The following is a 15,463-nucleotide window of genomic DNA, read 5'->3' on the forward strand; positions in this document are numbered from 1 at the left end:
AAACTTATATTTAACTCACCTTGAATATATCGATCGCTCCTGCTAGTGGTCTGCGATCAATTATTCAGCAAACCCTATTTAGAACGTGTGATTGCCAACCCGATCGCACTGCGAGTCAAAATCGCTGATGTTACTCATAACCTCGATATTCGTCGCATCGCCAATCCCACAGAGGCAGATTTTCAACGCATGGCAAAATACAAAAAAGTCCTCAGTCAGTTGCGTGCCGTCCTAAAATAATTATTAACCGCAAATATCCGCGTTAATCCGCGTGCATCTGCGGTTAAAAAATCAAATCCTAAGCCATCACCATCCCCCCATCGACATTAAAAACCTGCCCCGTAATATAAGCCGCCGCCGCGTCCGCCGCCAAAAACTTCACCATCCCGGCAACTTCCTCAACTTCCCCATATCTCCCCAGCGGAATATACTTCAAAATCTCATCAGACTTGACATCCTTAGTCATATCTGTAGTGATAAAACCCGGTGCAACTGCATTCACAGTAATCCCGCGACTCGCCAACTCTTTCGCCACAGTTTTAGTAAATCCAATTACCCCAGCTTTTGCCGCACTGTAATTAGCTTGTCCGGGATTGCCCATTTGCCCAGCAACTGAAGCAATATTAATAATTCGGCCGCTTCGCTGTTTCAGCATGATTTTACTGGCAGCTTTTGCACACAAAAACACACCGGTTAGATTCAAATCAATTACCGCTTGCCAATCTTCCAACTTCATCCGCAGCAGCAAAGTATCGCGAGTAATGCCTGCATTGTTCACCAAAATGTCAATCCGTCCCCATTTTTCCATGACATTACTGGTGAGTAAATCTACTTGGTCAGTTTTCGAGACATCTGCTGCAAGTGCGACAGCTTCTCCTCCAGCAGCGACTATTTCTGCTACCACCTCATCAGCAGCAGCACTCGAACTCGCATAGTTGACGGCGACTTTAGCGCCCTCTGCTGCTAGTGTTAAAGCAACGGCGCGGCCGATTCCCCGCGACGCACCGGTCACGACAGCAACTTGACCCCGCAATCTCTGAAAAGTCTCTGGTAATAGTTCCATAATTGTATCCTCGCAATCTACCAGAGAATTTTGCACTAAAATCGAGCCAGAACCCAAAAAATTATTTTGTCTTATGGCAGTTCAAAAACAGTTCAGCAGTTTTGAGGAGTTACTATCGGGCTCTGACTTGCCGGTGTTGGTAGATTTTTACGCTACTTGGTGCGGGCCTTGTCAGATGATGGCACCGATTTTGGAGCAAGTGAGTGGTCAGATGAAAGACAAGCTGATGGTTGTCAAAATTGACACGGATAAGTACGAACAGTTGGCGTCGCAGTATCACATTTATGCTTTGCCGACTTTGGTGTTGTTCAAAAATGGCGCTGAAGTCGATCGCATTGAGGGAGTGCTGCAAGCGGCGCAGTTGATCGATCGACTGCAACCTCACTTGTAGCAGGAGCCAATTATCTCACACGTAGGGTGCGTCAGCTCATATCTGATTAATTATGAATAAGATAATCGTAGTTGACGCACTCTACCTATGAAGACTCCCAGCCACGCTATTATCAATCTCGCTATTCTCGGCAAACCGCAACTGCCACAAGCTAATCTCATTATTGCGATCGGCGGAATTTTGCCGGATATTCCGATATTTTTATTTTACTTTTGGGCGAAATACATTGCTCGCTTGCCCGCAGCTACAATTTGGTCAGAAGCATATTATGAGCCTTTTGTGCAAAATATTGTGGCTCTGTTTCATTCAATTCCCCTGGCGGTTATTGGTTTGCTAATTGCTTATTACTTTGGCTGGCCAAGTGTGCAAATTCTGTTTATCAGCATGATACTACACTCTCTGGGAGATTTGCCTGTCCACAATGACGACGCTCACCGGCACTTTTTTCCGTTCAGCAATTACCGTTTTATCAGTCCGTTTTCTTATTGGGATAGGAAGCACTATGGGTCTATTGTTTCTCTAGTGGAAATGTTGTTAGTGCTGATCTCAACTTACCGCGTTTTTGGTTTTGTTAATTCTTATACTGGAAAAACGTTGTTGATTTTGGTGAATGGTTTTTACTGGGCTGGCGCGGTTTATTTTCAGGTGCGAGATTTATTTAAATTCACTTCCCAAAGATGAAACATGAACTCAAAATTACCAATTAGCAATTAGGAATTAGCAATTACCATATTGTTAACTCCGCCGAATATTAAAACAACACCAATCTTGGCGCTTCCACAGAGTAGCCACAATCCAGCCGTGCTGTTCTAGAGTGTCAGCAATTGGCTTAGCTTGTTCGAGCAAAATGCCGCTGAGCACGGCCCAAGTAGTGGGTTTGCTAATTGCAGTGAACTGCGGGATTAAATCAATGATTACTTCTGCTAAAATGTTGCAGATCAAACCGTCGATCGGCTCATCGACCATTTCTTTCAAGCGATCGATACTGCCGAGCTCTGCAACCAACTGCTGAGAATTAACGCGGTTGAGTAGTCTGTTGCTAATGGTCGATCGCACTGCCAAAGGATCAGTATCCAAAGCATAAACTTTTGTAGCGCCCAACAACACTGCGCCGATCGACAAAATACCCGATCCGCAGCCGATATCAGCAACGATGCACTCTTTGTCATCAAAACCGAGACGCATTTCCAGCGACTCCAGACAAAGTTGAGTAGTGGCGTGAGCACCAGTACCGAAAGCCACACCCGGATCTAAACGCAAAATGACGCGCTCGGTATCAGTCGGTAAGGGCAGCCAGGCCGGATTAATTAAAAAGCGATCGCCCACTTCTTGAGGCTGCCAGTGCTCCTTCCAAGTGCTGCCCCAGTCTTCGTCTTCAATCAAATCCCACTGCATCGCAGGTAGGGGCAAACCTGCACACAGAGCATCTTGGCGCAGCCACAGAGACAGAGCGGCCAAATCCAGCAATCCTGCCTGTTCTTCGGGCAAATAAGCCGACATCAGGCAGGAATTGCTTTTGATCTCAGTAGCAGTTCCCTGACAGTTAAATCGTTCCAGACGCCAAAAGATGATATCTTCCAGCGCCGGATCGCAAAGAATTCTAATTTCCCACCAGCTATGTGCCATACAATTTTAGATTTTAGATTTTAGATTTTAGATTGGCCCAGGGGAACTGGAGACTGGGAACTGGAGAGTGAGGAAGGAGGATTGGCTAATAGAAAAATTCCCGCTTTCAGGCCAATGACCAATGACCAATTACCCATTACCAATTATCAGCCCTGGCATCCAAAATCTAAACTCCTAAATCCGTCAAAGATTTACCGTGTAAGCATCCCGAATTCCCGGAACTTTTAGGATCTCGGCCAGTATCCCCTCTGGTAGAGGGTCATCGAGGCTCAAAACCATCACCGCATCGCCTCGCACGATTTTACGGCCTACTTGCATACTGGCAATATTGACATTAAAACTGCCCAATTGGGAACCAATTTTGCCAATAATCCCCGGCATATCGCGGTGCAAGGTAAACAGCATATGGTGAGTGGGGGAAACGTTGACGGGGAAATCGTCAACGCTGGTAATCCGAATTTCGCTTTCGCCGAGGACTGCACCTGTCACGGTGTGTTCGCCGAGAGTTCCCTTAGCCGAGAGGTGCAGGGAGCCTGTGTAGTCGCGAATCGAGGCGTCTCTGGTTTCGACGACGCGAATTCCGCGTTCTTTGGCTTCAATGCTGGCGTTGACGTAGTTAACGCGCTCTCGCAGGGCTTGGGAGAGCAGGCCTTTGAGGGCGGCGACGACTACGGGCTGGCTTTGGTTGCTGGCTAATTCGCCTTGCAGTTGGACGTTGAGGTAATCGACTCTGCCTCCGGCTAGCTGGCTGACGAGGTTGCCGAGGGTTTCGGCGAGTTGCAGGTAGGGTCTGAGTTTTTCGATCGAGTCTGGGTAAATTCCTGGTATGTTAACAGCCGATCGCGCGGGCAGCCCCAAGAGCACGTCGCGAATTTGTTCAGCCACGTCGATCGCCACATTCACCTGAGCTTCCGCTGTGGATGCTCCCAAGTGGGGCGTCAGCACGATGTTCTGGCCGACAGTCCGCAACGGGGAATCAGCTTCGAGGGGTTCATGTTCGTAAACGTCCAAAGCTGCGCCGGCGATCTGACCTGATTTGATGGCTTCTGCGAGGGCTGCTTCGTCGATGATGCCGCCTCTGGCGCAGTTTATGATGCGGGCCGTGGGCTTCATTTTCGACAGCACTTCAGCGTTAATTAAGTGCAGGGTTTCCGGCGTTTTGGGGATGTGCAGGGTGATGTAGTCGGATTCGCGCATCAGCAGTTCGAGTTCTACCAAGCGGCAGCCCAACTGGTCGGCTCTTTCGGTCGAAATGAAGGGATCGTAGGCCAGCAGTTTCATGCCCATTGCTTTGGCTGCGGCGGCGAGGTGGGAGCCGATTTTGCCCAAACCGACGATGCCGAGGGTTTTTTTGTAAACTTCTACGCCGAGAAAGCGGTTGCGTTCCCATTTACCACCTTTGACGGATTCGTTAGCTTCCGGGATGTGGCGGGACATCGAGAGCATCATGGCAAGCGCGTGTTCGGCGGCGGCGATCGTGTTGCCTTCGGGGGAATTGACGACTACAATTCCTTTGCGGGTAGCGGCGGGTACATCGACATTATCTACGCCGACGCCGGCTCTGCCGATAATTTTAAGTGAATTCCCGGCTTCTATGATTTCTTTGGTAACTTGGGTGCCAGAACGGATCATCAAAGCGTCGTAATCTGGAATAATTTTTACCAGTTGTTCGGCTGAGAGTCCTGTGTTTACGTCAACTTGCGCGACTTGGGAGAGGATGTCAATTCCGGCTTGGTCGATCGGATCGGATACTAGAACTTTAGGCATAGCAAGCAATTGAGTGCAATAGTAAAAATAGACCGAGCGTTGGCGAGCTCAAAGTTGAGACTTACACTTAGAGCAGTATCTAACAGCTCAGCTCAAGCTTGCCTTTGTGCAGTTTGAATTGTATCTGTATTCGGTCAAGGTCGGCCGTTTTTTGCATGAAATATTTTAGCTTTGCGGGCGATCGGACTCTCTGACCGTCTGAAAATCCCCCAAGTGCTTAGCTAGTATGTCTTTTCGGTCTATAATAGACTTTGGCTATTCAAGCCTAACTATCAGGAATTGTTTTCTAATGAATTATCTTATCGCCGTACTGCCCGATCGAATTCAAGCCGAAGCTGCCTACTGTGCTCTGGAAAAAGAAGGCTTGCCTATGAAGCAAGTGAGCATTTTGGGCCGCGGCTACAAAACTGCTGATGAATTTGGCTTGATCGACCCCAATCAGCAAGCGAAGAAACAAGCTAAACTCATGGCTGTTTGGCTGATTCCCTTTGGCTTTATTGCTGGCGTTACTTTCAGCTTGATTACTGAGTTGAAGACGTTCGCCTGGGCGGGCGAAATTGGCGATCACGCGATCGGTGGTGTACTCGGTGCGATCGCCGCTGCAATGGGCAGTGTGTTTGTTGGAGGCGCGGGCGGTATGGCTTTTGGTAGCGGCGATGCTTTGCCCTACCGCAACCGTTTGAATGCGGGTAAATTTTTGATTGCGGTTAAGGGTACTGATGATTTGACTGGGAAAGCTGCGAAGATTTTGCAGCAGTTTAAACCGGAAAATATCCAAGGTTATACAGAGACTTAGTTATTTGTTTGTTAACAGTCGAATGTCAACTGTTAACTGTTAACAGTTGACATTCAACTCGTGTAATATTTGGACGCAGTTATCTTTTCCCACTCATTCATGATATGATAGGCTGGCAAAGGTTGCGTTTGGTATGACCTATGAAAATCCTCCACGGGACTTGGATTCCTCAAGCAGAAGAGAATTTTATTCAACCGGGAACGTTTTATATTTGGGTTGAAACCACTGAAAAGAAAAAACAGCCTGCTAAGGTTCATCCCCGACAATTGGAGACGGCACAGTTAAGAGAGTTTCTAACGAAAGAAGCCGGGATTCAACTGCCACCAGTCAGCAATACAAGTGCGATGGGGCGAGAATACGCGATCGTCCCTCGGTATTTTTTACTGCCCACTGCCGACAACCAGCCGTTGCCCTCTTTAGAACTAGCGCGATATTTAGAGACAGAGTTACCCGAAACATTTGAGTTGGAGTATTGGCAAGTTGATTGTGTGTGCATCGCCACCCACACTTTGACTAAAGTATTGAACGATCTGCATTTTTTTGCCCTCTACGATGTAGCAGAAGTTCAGTTTGGTTCAGACTTGCTATTTTGGTATCACTACACCCAAAATTTTAAGCAAATTGTTCTGAAAGATCATTATATTCCGGCGTTGCGCTATCGAGAAACTGCTCCGATCGCGATCGCACCCATCGAAACATCCGAACCCGCTGAGAAAGCCACGCGCGGGCGTAAGAAAGCGGGCGAGACAAAAACCAAAACAACTGCAAAAACTCCAAAAACACCTGCCAAAATTGCACCCAGCTTTGAGATTTATCCGGGATGGGAAATTGTTTCAACACAGTACGAAACTGATTTACAACGCTATGTTGAATGGATGCCTTTAGTTTGTGTGTCCGGTTTTCGGAAGATCCAGCTACAAGATACACCAAAATTCTACGATCGCGAACGGTTGCTGCGGCATTTTTCCGAGTGTGCGATCGCGGAAATTGTCACTCAAACCCCCATCCCAGCATCGTTTGAAAATAAGATTGCGGATTCTTTACTGCAAATCTGCCTCAACCAAACACAAAAAATCGCGCGAGTAAGCCTTGAACAATACCGGCAATGGCAAACCTGGCGCGATCGTATTACGCGCAATCAATCTGCTGACTCATTCTCCCTCTGCTTTCAACTACAATCCCCCGAAAACCCCGAACAGCCTTGGGTTTTAGAGTTTCAGGTGGCTGCGAAAAAAGACCCATCTCTGCGGCTGCCGTTGCAGGATTATTGGCGATCGCGATCGACTCAACAAAAACAGTTGCAAACACAATTCGGAGACAACTTTGAGCAACATTTGCTGACAAATCTCGGCTACGCTGCCCGCATTTATCCCCAACTTTGGCAAGGGCTAGAAACCGACAAACCCGTTAACATTACCCTCAGCTTAGATGATGCTTTCACTTTTCTCAGCGAGTCCGCTTGGGTATTAGAAGATGCCGGATACAAAGTGATTGTCCCCGCTTGGTGGACGCCGAAGGGACGGCAGCGGGCGAAGATTCGCCTGCAAGTCAAAGGGAAGGGCAGCAAGAGTGCTGCAATCAAGGGCAAAGGATTGTTTTCGGCGGATTCCTTGGTGGAATATCAGTATGAATTGGCGATCGGGGGCGAACGAGTTAGCGAACAAGAATGGCAGGCGTTAGTTAATAGCAAAACACCGCTGGTGCAGTTCCGAGGACAATGGATGGAACTGGACAAAGATAAAATGCAGGAGATGCTGAGTTTTTGGCAAAAACATCGCGAAGAGAATCCCGATGTCAGCTTGATTGACTTTATGAAGTTGACGGCAGAAGGAGAAGCTAGTGAAGAGTTAGAGGTGGAGCGCGATCGGGCTTTATCGGATATGTTGGAGAAGCTGCACGATAAGAGTCGGTTAGAGTTAATTGCAGATCCAGCAAAGTTTCAGGGCAAGTTACGGGATTACCAAAAGCGCGGCGTTTCTTGGTTGAGTTATTTAGAAAGCTTGGGATTAAATGGCTGTCTTGCCGATGATATGGGTTTGGGTAAATCGGCGCAGGTAATTGCTCGATTATTGCAAGAGCGGGAAGTTTTATCTACTACAAAAGAGACCGCCAAAAAGGCAGAAAAAGCGATCGCACCTTCGGTTCTACCCACGCTGCTAATTGCGCCCACATCCGTAGTTGGTAACTGGCAAAAGGAAATGGAAAAGTTTGCTCCAGAATTGCGATCGCTGATTCACCACGGCCCTCAACGTTTGCAAGATGCCAAAGCATTCAAAGCCGCCGTCCAAGGTTGCGATATGTTGATTACTTCCTTTACCTTGGTGCGAAAAGATGAGAAGCTGTTGAGCAGCGTAGCGTGGCATCGCGTGGTAATTGATGAAGCGCAGAATATTAAAAATCCGAAAGCGGCGCAAACCAAGGCGATTTTAAAGTTACCCGCTACCCATCGACTAGCATTGACTGGAACACCCGTAGAAAATCGATTGCTGGATTTATGGTCAATTTTTAATTTCCTCAATCCGGGCTATCTGGGCAAAGAGGCACAGTTTCGGAAGTTGTTTGAGATCCCGATTCAAAAAAATGGGAGTCGCACGCAATCGGCAGCGCTCAAAAAATTAGTGGAACCCTTTATTCTCCGGCGCCTGAAAACCGATAAGTCGATTATTCAGGATCTCCCCGACAAAGTTGAGCAAAAACTCTACTGCAATCTCACCCGCGAGCAAGCTTCGCTTTATGAAGCGATTGTGAAAGAGGTAGAACAAGAAATTGACGCGGCGGAAGGGATGAAGCGCAAGGGGATGATTTTGGCGACACTGCTGAAGCTGAAGCAAATTTGTAACCATCCGCGCCAGTTTTTGCAAGATGAAAGTGAGTTTACACCAGAGCGATCGCACAAACTGGAACGGCTGATCGAGATGATTGAGGAAGTCAAAGCAGAAGGCGAAAGTTTATTGGTATTTACGCAGTTTACAGAACTGGGAAGCGCGTTGGAAAAATACATTAAACAAACGCTACATTACAACACTTACTACATCCACGGGGGAACCAGTCGCGAAAAACGGGAACGGATGATTTCAGAGTTTCAAGATCCAGAGTCTGAACCTTCGGTATTTATTCTGTCACTGAAGGCGGGCGGCGTGGGAATTACGCTGACAAAAGCCAATCACGTGTTCCATTTCGATCGCTGGTGGAATCCGGCGGTGGAAGATCAGGCGACGGATCGGGCGTTTCGGATTGGACAGGAAAAAAATGTGTTTGTGCATAAGTTTGTGGCAATTGGCACTTTGGAAGAAAAGATTGACCAAATGATTGAGGACAAAAAGAAATTGGCAGGGTCAATTATTGGTGCGGATGAGTCGTGGTTGACTGAGTTGGATAATGAGGCATTTAAAAAATTAATTAGGCTCAATAAAAATGCGGTTCTAGATTAGGAGAAACCAAAAAATATGTCACAATTTACTCGAACTTGGTGGGGCAATAAATTTATCGATGCGTTAGAAAGATTGACAGATTATGGACGACTCGGAAGGGGACGTTCCTATGCACGAAACGGCAAGGTAAAAAGCTTTGGCATGAATGATGGGTTAGTGATGGCACAGGTGAGAGGCTCGGTTAATCCTTATTTTGGGGTTTATAAGGAGCCTCTGTACACAACTCAAATTGAGTTTGAGCCAATTAGTCAGGAAAAGTGGCAAATGGCGATCGCCCAAATGGCATCAAAAGCCAGCTTCATTTCTCGGCTGCTGCTCAACGAAATGCCCGACAACATTGAAAATGCTTTCTCACCCCTAGGATTGCACCTTTTACCCAGCAGCCGCGAGGACTTTAAGACTACTTGCTCTTGCCCAGACTATAGCAATCCCTGCAAACATATTGCCGGAGTTTATTATTTGGTGGCGGCCGAATTGGACAAAGATCCATTTTTACTGTTTGAATTACGGGGGCTTTCTAAGGAAGTGCTGCACCGCGAATTGGCAAAAACGCCTTTGGGAATGGCGCTTTCTGCCGAGTTAACGGCGGATGCAGCGGCCCCTGTGGCGGTGGATTCCTATTACACGCGGGCGATCGCCAGTGAGGCGCAAACGGTCAGCCTGAAAGAGTTTTGGCATGGTGCGAAGCGATTACCGCAGACGATTGAGGTGGCAGCGCCAAGTGGGGTAAGTGCGATCGTGGTGAAGAAACAGGGAGATTTTCCACAGTTTTGGCACAAGGATGGTTCGTTTATTGAGGCGATGGAAGAACTGTATTTGCGGGTGAAGAAAAATAAGTAGTTGAGTGGACAATTTTGCTGCCATACTCGATCGAACTCTTGCAAAAACTTTAACTCGAAGACTTCATCGATTTGGTACAATAATCGTGCTCATCATATCAGCTTTACCAGCAACTAAAATCATAAGATCGTTATTTGATGATTTTAGACTATAATTAAGTTAGTGCGACTGTTAAAAAAGTAGACTTTTTAGTTACAGCAAGCTTTGGCAATTTCAAATTAGAATCTAGCATTAACTGATGTTACCAAGAGAAGAACTGTTAAAAGGCATTGAAAACCGCGAATGTGTGGCGCGGGCGATCGACCAAGCGGAACAAGCAATTAAAACTTGGGAAGTTACTCTGACTGATTTTCTGTCGCCTCCAGAATTGGCGGACACTCTGACGGTATTTAAGCGCTTAACAGACGTGGAATTAGTGGCTTGGGGCGGCTACCCGCAAGCTGAAAGACAAAGAATTGCGATCGCGCGATCGGATATCCCGATCGACTCTGCTAGTGTTAACGTTGCTGCGGTAGAAATCGCTGGCAATTTCTTGTTCGATACAGCTTCTCACCGCGACTTTCTGGGGGCGATGTTGGGTACGGGAATTGTCCGCGAGAAAACAGGCGATGTGATTGTTTTGGGAGAACGCGGCGCGCAAGCCATTGTCATGCCGGAGATGGTAGAGTATTTGGAGATGAGTTTGCAGCAAGTGCGATCGGTTCCTGTACAAACGCGGCGCATTGAGTTGAGTGAACTCAAAATTAGAGAACCCAAAAAGAAAGAAATGACAACGGTTGAAGCATCCATGAGATTGGATGCTGTCGCCTCGGCTGGATTCGCAATGTCTCGCAGCAAAATGGCCGATTTAATTGGCAGCGGTGACGTGCGAGTTAACTGGAAAGACGTTACTCAAGCTAGTTATAATGTCAAGTCTGGAGATTTAATTGCTGTTACGGGCAAGGGAAGATTGGAAATTGGGGAAGTTGCTGTTACTAAAAAAGAACGCTATCGAGTCCAGTTAACTCGGTATTTGTAATTCTCGGAATTAGTAATTGGGAATTGGGAATTGGGAATTTTTTTCCCTGTTCCTTTTTCCCTATCTCGGCTAAATGGGTTAAATCTCGTATACAATCTGTTGCCGAACTTTCCTAGAACCCACCTCGGTTAAATCCGTTAAATCCCGTAGACGACTTCCTTCGTAATTACGCTTTCGCCCGAAACACCTTTTCTACCGACTTCACCAAAAGTTCTCGCGGCATCAATCGAGGCATATTTGCAATAATTTGATTGGGAATTCCCCCTGTCACAACATTAGACTCATTTTTGTCTAAAGCTTTCAAAGCATCTCGCACTACTTCCGCTGCGGGAACGAGTTTTTGCCCGCTGCTGGATGCCATTGATTTCGGAAATTCAGCTACTGCGAAAAAGTCCGATTCGGTCGGCCCTGGACAAAGGCACAAAACGCGAATTCCTAAATCTTTGTTTTCCGCCCAAAGTGCGTCGCTGAAACTTAAAACAAAAGCTTTAGTCGCTGCATACATCGACAAGTAGGGCATCGGTTGAAAAGCTGCGATGGAGGCAACATTGATGATACTTCCTGATTTTCGCTGCCGCATTCCCTGCAAAAATAAGTGCGATAGTTCCACTAATGCTACAATATTTAGTTGCACCATTGTTAGTTGTTTCGCAAGCGGGCGATCGGCAAAAACACCGTAATCGCCAAAACCCGCATTGTTCACCAACAAATCAACCGTCCAACCTTTTTTAACAACCGTCTCAAATACAGCAGTTCCAGCGCCCGGTGCGCTCAAATCTTGCACGATTACTTCTACCTGAACTTTGAATTCCTGTTGCAGTTGAGCAGCTAGCTGTTGCAATTTGTCTTCGGATCGAGCTACCAAGATTAGATTGTGCTGGCGTTTCGCTAATTCGGCGGCAAAGGCTGCACCAATTCCGCCAGAAGCACCGGTGATTAAAGCAGTCGGCATGAAATTAATTCGGATATTTGATGTGGGCTTTATATATTTTAACAATTATTTACACGGGAACCTGTAAAATAATTAAAAGGGAATAGGTGAGTTTTATGGCGCGTCTTACCGATCGAGCTTTTGAAATTTTGCGGGCCGAAGTTGACAAGTGCGCGGCGGCTGATAGTCTAGCCGGTGATGTCTACCGACGGATGGTAATCAAGCGGTTGGAGAAATTACGCTTGCAAAACGGCACTTTCGCCTCAATAGAAGAAATCCGCGATACCTTCAAAGACGAATTTCCCAACTTCAGCGAACAAGCTCTCAAAGCTGCCGTCAAAGCCAACCGCCCGCCCGGATTGTTCGGTAAAATCATCTTTGCTGGGAGTTTGCTGGGAAGTGCTGCGGGGATAATTTGGCTGATTAACCTACCTTTTCCCATGATTCGCTGGCCCGTGGCGAAAACAATGCCGATATTATTGCTGCCGAGTTTTATGAGTATGGATCACAATTACCGGCAGGCGATCGCCCTTGTGGAACAATCCGATCAACTGATCAATAAAGCCACGGCTGTCGCTGATTTTGACTTGGGCGAAATAAAAGCAAAAGAGGCGCAAAAACACCTCGACGCCTTACCAGTGTGGTTCCTCGGCTACTATCCACAAACCTACTGCTCTTTTTTCGGCTGCAGTTGGCGGTTTACAGTCGATGAATTTCAAGCCGCCCGCAAAAATGTCGGGCGGATGGAGGCTCAGATTTTCCAGCAAAAAAATGCTTTTACTCAGTTAAATCAAGTCGAACAAACGCTAAAGGCCGCGAAACAGCAGTATCAGCAAGCCAAAACTGCTGCGGATAGACAAAAAGCGACGGTAAATTGGCAAAGTGCGATCGACCAACTCAATCAAATTCCCGCCGAAACCCTCGCAGGAGAAACGGCTAAGAAAACACTCAAAGCAGCAGAAAGAGACTTTCAAGCAATGGGCGGCGTCGCCACCGGTTCTGTGCAGGCTGACAACTTAATTGAAGCTGCTAAAGAATTTGCTCTCTCCGCCGCCGTCGCCTCCCAAAAGCCTCCCCATCCCGCCGCACAGTGGGAGCAAATAGCAGAATTGTGGCAAGAAGGAATTAACCGACTAAAATTGATTTCTGTCGATAACCCTGGTTATCTCGACGCTCAAACTAAACTCGCTGAATATCAAAAAAATTTAGGAATTACCCAGATTAGACTGGAAGCAGAAAAAGATTCTGCCAAAGCCTTGCAAGAAGCTAAAAGCTTGTTGGCCAACTTGCAAAAAGATGTGAATTCTCAAAATCCCGGTTACTCCCTCAGCCAGTTGCAACAAATTATCAATCAATTAGAATCTGTCAAACCCGGCACAACGGTTTATCCCGAATCCCAAAAATGGCTGCAATCTGCTCGCAAGAAACAGCAAGAATGGCAAAAGAATTAGCTGTTGACTGTTGACTGTTAACTAATGACTAATGCCAACAACTAACTGCCAACCGTCAACCGTCAACTGACAAATTACCAAGTCGGGTCAACATACAGATTGATTGTCACTTGCTTTTTCCCCGCAGGGATGCCGGAAATACAAGCACAGATTGTATCTCCCTGATCAATTTCTACTTCGCAAGCGTGACAAGAACCCATGAGACAGCCAGTAGGAATAGAAACCCCTGCACGTTTGGCTACATCTAATAAAAGCTCTCCTGGTTCAGCTTCAACTGTCACGTTATCTGGTAAAAAACAAACTTTTGTCATTGAATTTGAACCTCAACTCTAATAAACAATAATCAACAGTCAACAGTCAACAATCAACAGTCAATAGTTAACTAATTAACCTAAAATATGCTTGATATCTAAATGCTTTTCCACTGTATCTGCTAGAGAGTCTAACAGAGCTTCTCGGTGTTCTCTGTAATTAGGAATACCAGTAGGCAATGCGCGGAGTCCCCGCTGCTGCCGCAAGTGATTTAACCAAGCTCGCCGCCAAGCTCCGTTGTCAAAGATGCCGTGCAGGTATGTACCCCAAATTGATTGAGAAGTATTGACAATGCCTAAACTAGCATCGTCAAATAGCGGTTGAGTCAAATCTGACTCTAGGATTTGCGTTTTTCCTTGATGAATTTCGTAACCGGAAACTGGCAAACCCGGTTGAGGATAGTTAGATGTTACGATGCGTTGGCGGGCAATTTTGTTCGGTGCCATCGCAGTTTTCAAAGGCAGCAATCCCAATCCTGGAAATTCTCCCCTTTCTCCCTCAACGCCTTCTTTATCCGTGATACTTTCTCCCAGCATCTGAAAGCCACCACAAACTCCCATGACTGTACCGCCAGCTACTAAATAATTTTGAATAGCTTTTGCCATACCTGTTTGGCGCAGCACGTGCAAATCGGAAATTGTAGTTTTAGAGCCTGGTAAAATTACGGCGTCTGGATGGCCTAAATGGTCTTTTGGGCTGACATATTTGACGGTGACGGAAGTTTCCGACTCTAAGGGGTCAAAGTCGGTAAAATTGGAAATTCGGGGCAGGCGGATGACCGAAATATTTATGTCGGTTTGAGAATTGGGAGAACGTCGATCGAGCAAATCGAGAGAATCTTCTGAGGGAAACACTTCGTCTATCCAAGGAATCACCCCAACTACCGGGATTCCAGTCCTTTCTTCTAGCCAAGTCAGACCCGGATCTAAGATCGATTTTTGTCCTCGAAACTTATTAATAATGAATCCTTTAATTAAAGCTCGTTCGTCGGGATCGAGCAATTCCAAAGTACCGATGATGTGAGCAAAAGCACCGCCGCGATCGATATCAACTACTAGCAAAGTCCGAGCCTTTAAATATTTAGCTACCCGCATATTTGTTAAATCGCGGTGTTTGAGATTAATCTCAGCAGGGCTGCCTGCTCCCTCACACACAATCATGTCAAATTCTTGCTTGAGAAATTCTAAAGAGTCCCGAATAGCTTGCCAGCCGATATCGAAATACTGCTCGTAATATTGAGATGCTCGCACATTGGCGATCGCCCGGCCCTTGACAATCAATTGAGAAGTCATGTCTCCTTGTGGCTTGAGCAAAATCGGATTCATCTCTACCCAAGGTGCGACGCCCGCAGCCCAAGCTTGCACTGCTTGAGCGTAACCAATCTCTCCGCCGGCCGCTGTGACATAGGAATTCAGCGCCATATTCTGACCTTTAAACGGAGTTACCCGCCAGCCTCGCCGAGAAAAGATTCGACACAAAGCTGCCACGAGTAAAGATTTCCCTGCGTGAGATGTTGTTCCCACGACCATAATTGCTTTCATAATATTAAAAGAGAAGGAAGAAGGCAGAAGGCAGAAGGCAGAAGGCAGAAGGCAGAAGGCAGGAGGAAGAAGGCAGAGGGAAGAAGGAAGAAGGAAGAGGGAAGAAGGAAGAAGGAAGAGGGAAGAAGGAAGAGGGAAGAAGGAAGAGGGAAGAAGGAAGAGGGAAGAGGGAAGAAGGAAGAGGGAAGAAGGAAGAGGGAAGAAGGAAGAGGGAAGAAGGAAGAAGTAAAAAGTAAAAAGTAAAAAGTAAGAAGGCAGAAGGCAGAAGGCAGAAGGCAGAAGGCAGAAGGCAGAAT

Annotated in this window: 15 protein-coding genes; 9 read left to right on the plus strand and 6 right to left on the minus strand. The window is 46.7% G+C overall.

The annotated features are described in order from the left end of the window. Positions 1-45: 45 nt before the first annotated feature. Positions 46-240, plus strand: a complete 195-nt coding sequence (locus QUA90_RS13215) for a hypothetical protein (protein WP_333445904.1) — start codon at positions 46-48, stop codon at positions 238-240. Between the two features lie 58 nt (positions 241-298). Here the strand turns inward: QUA90_RS13215 and fabG are convergent, their stop codons facing one another. Next, positions 299-1,063, minus strand: a complete 765-nt coding sequence (gene fabG, locus QUA90_RS13220) for a 3-oxoacyl-[acyl-carrier-protein] reductase (protein WP_006634175.1) — start codon at positions 1,061-1,063, stop codon at positions 299-301. A gap of 73 nt (positions 1,064-1,136) precedes the next feature. On the opposite strand from fabG, the gene trxA reads away from it, so the two are divergent. Both trxA and QUA90_RS13230 read left to right on the plus strand, forming a co-directional pair. After that, positions 1,137-1,454, plus strand: a complete 318-nt coding sequence (gene trxA / locus QUA90_RS13225; RefSeq protein ID WP_333445906.1) for a thioredoxin — start codon at positions 1,137-1,139, stop codon at positions 1,452-1,454. 87 nt (positions 1,455-1,541) lie between these two features. After that, positions 1,542-2,135 carry a hypothetical protein gene (locus tag QUA90_RS13230; protein WP_333387990.1) on the plus strand — a complete coding sequence of 198 codons (594 nt, stop codon included), beginning with the start codon at positions 1,542-1,544 and terminating at the stop codon, positions 2,133-2,135. Between the two features lie 54 nt (positions 2,136-2,189). Here the strand turns inward: QUA90_RS13230 and prmA are convergent, their stop codons facing one another. Beyond that, positions 2,190-3,080 carry a 50S ribosomal protein L11 methyltransferase gene (prmA, locus tag QUA90_RS13235; protein ID WP_333445908.1) on the minus strand — a complete coding sequence of 297 codons (891 nt, stop codon included), beginning with the start codon at positions 3,078-3,080 and terminating at the stop codon, positions 2,190-2,192. Positions 3,081-3,263: 183 nt separating this feature from the next. Then, a complete protein-coding gene (gene serA, locus QUA90_RS13240) occupies positions 3,264-4,847 on the minus strand; it encodes a phosphoglycerate dehydrogenase (RefSeq protein WP_333321403.1) in 1,584 nt (527 codons plus the stop codon). Positions 4,848-5,136: 289 nt separating this feature from the next. Here serA and QUA90_RS13245 point away from each other — a divergent pair, with 289 nt between their 5' ends. The 4 genes from QUA90_RS13245 to QUA90_RS13260 all read left to right on the plus strand — a co-directional run bounded on the left by QUA90_RS13245 (position 5,137) and on the right by QUA90_RS13260 (position 10,932). Beyond that, positions 5,137-5,643: a hypothetical protein gene (locus QUA90_RS13245; RefSeq protein WP_333445910.1), complete on the plus strand. Its 507-nt coding sequence runs from the start codon at positions 5,137-5,139 to the stop codon at positions 5,641-5,643. Between the two features lie 140 nt (positions 5,644-5,783). Next, positions 5,784-9,074 carry a DEAD/DEAH box helicase gene (locus QUA90_RS13250; RefSeq protein ID WP_333445912.1) on the plus strand — a complete coding sequence of 1,097 codons (3,291 nt, stop codon included), beginning with the start codon at positions 5,784-5,786 and terminating at the stop codon, positions 9,072-9,074. 15 nt (positions 9,075-9,089) lie between these two features. Further along, positions 9,090-9,914: an SWIM zinc finger family protein gene (locus QUA90_RS13255; RefSeq protein ID WP_333321409.1), complete on the plus strand. Its 825-nt coding sequence runs from the start codon at positions 9,090-9,092 to the stop codon at positions 9,912-9,914. Between the two features lie 238 nt (positions 9,915-10,152). Then, the gene (locus QUA90_RS13260; RefSeq protein WP_333445914.1) at positions 10,153-10,932 is read left to right on the plus strand and encodes a photosystem II S4 domain protein; all 780 of its coding nucleotides are present in this window, start codon (positions 10,153-10,155) and stop codon (positions 10,930-10,932) included. A gap of 166 nt (positions 10,933-11,098) precedes the next feature. Here the strand turns inward: QUA90_RS13260 and QUA90_RS13265 are convergent, their stop codons facing one another. Continuing rightward, on the minus strand, positions 11,099-11,884 hold the full coding sequence (locus QUA90_RS13265) for an SDR family oxidoreductase (protein WP_333445915.1): 786 nt from the start codon (positions 11,882-11,884) through the stop codon (positions 11,099-11,101). Between the two features lie 95 nt (positions 11,885-11,979). Here QUA90_RS13265 and QUA90_RS13270 point away from each other — a divergent pair, with 95 nt between their 5' ends. Beyond that, on the plus strand, positions 11,980-13,314 hold the full coding sequence (locus QUA90_RS13270; protein WP_333445917.1) for a hypothetical protein: 1,335 nt from the start codon (positions 11,980-11,982) through the stop codon (positions 13,312-13,314). A 74-nt stretch (positions 13,315-13,388) separates the two neighbouring features. On the opposite strand, the gene QUA90_RS13275 is transcribed toward QUA90_RS13270, so the two are convergent. Both QUA90_RS13275 and cobQ read right to left on the minus strand, forming a co-directional pair. Then, positions 13,389-13,625 carry a 2Fe-2S iron-sulfur cluster binding domain-containing protein gene (locus QUA90_RS13275; RefSeq protein WP_333387972.1) on the minus strand — a complete coding sequence of 79 codons (237 nt, stop codon included), beginning with the start codon at positions 13,623-13,625 and terminating at the stop codon, positions 13,389-13,391. Positions 13,626-13,700: 75 nt separating this feature from the next. Continuing rightward, entirely contained in the window at positions 13,701-15,167 is a 1,467-nt protein-coding gene (gene cobQ, locus QUA90_RS13280; RefSeq protein WP_333321418.1) for a cobyric acid synthase CobQ, read from the minus strand. Here cobQ and QUA90_RS13285 point away from each other — a divergent pair. After that, positions 15,132-15,410 carry a hypothetical protein gene (locus QUA90_RS13285; protein ID WP_333445919.1) on the plus strand — a complete coding sequence of 93 codons (279 nt, stop codon included), beginning with the start codon at positions 15,132-15,134 and terminating at the stop codon, positions 15,408-15,410. The two genes, cobQ and QUA90_RS13285, sit on opposite strands and share 36 nt — an antisense overlap. The last annotated feature ends 53 nt before the right edge of the window (positions 15,411-15,463 follow it).

This window comes from Microcoleus sp. D3_18_C4, assembly GCF_036702355.1.
Classification (GTDB): Bacteria; Cyanobacteriota; Cyanobacteriia; order Cyanobacteriales; family Microcoleaceae; genus Microcoleus.

Coding starts and splice junctions, on each gene's coding strand:
- fabG (WP_006634175.1), bottom strand. CDS start 1,063: ATGGAACTATTACCAGAGACTTTTCAGAGATTGCGGGGTCAAGTTGCT.
- trxA (WP_333445906.1), top strand. CDS start 1,137: ATGGCAGTTCAAAAACAGTTCAGCAGTTTTGAGGAGTTACTATCGGGC.
- QUA90_RS13230 (WP_333387990.1), top strand. CDS start 1,542: ATGAAGACTCCCAGCCACGCTATTATCAATCTCGCTATTCTCGGCAAA.
- prmA (WP_333445908.1), bottom strand. CDS start 3,080: ATGGCACATAGCTGGTGGGAAATTAGAATTCTTTGCGATCCGGCGCTG.
- serA (WP_333321403.1), bottom strand. CDS start 4,847: ATGCCTAAAGTTCTAGTATCCGATCCGATCGACCAAGCCGGAATTGAC.
- QUA90_RS13245 (WP_333445910.1), top strand. CDS start 5,137: ATGAATTATCTTATCGCCGTACTGCCCGATCGAATTCAAGCCGAAGCT.
- QUA90_RS13250 (WP_333445912.1), top strand. CDS start 5,784: ATGAAAATCCTCCACGGGACTTGGATTCCTCAAGCAGAAGAGAATTTT.
- QUA90_RS13255 (WP_333321409.1), top strand. CDS start 9,090: ATGTCACAATTTACTCGAACTTGGTGGGGCAATAAATTTATCGATGCG.
- QUA90_RS13260 (WP_333445914.1), top strand. CDS start 10,153: ATGTTACCAAGAGAAGAACTGTTAAAAGGCATTGAAAACCGCGAATGT.
- QUA90_RS13265 (WP_333445915.1), bottom strand. CDS start 11,884: ATGCCGACTGCTTTAATCACCGGTGCTTCTGGCGGAATTGGTGCAGCC.
- QUA90_RS13270 (WP_333445917.1), top strand. CDS start 11,980: ATGGCGCGTCTTACCGATCGAGCTTTTGAAATTTTGCGGGCCGAAGTT.
- QUA90_RS13275 (WP_333387972.1), bottom strand. CDS start 13,625: ATGACAAAAGTTTGTTTTTTACCAGATAACGTGACAGTTGAAGCTGAA.
- cobQ (WP_333321418.1), bottom strand. CDS start 15,167: ATGAAAGCAATTATGGTCGTGGGAACAACATCTCACGCAGGGAAATCT.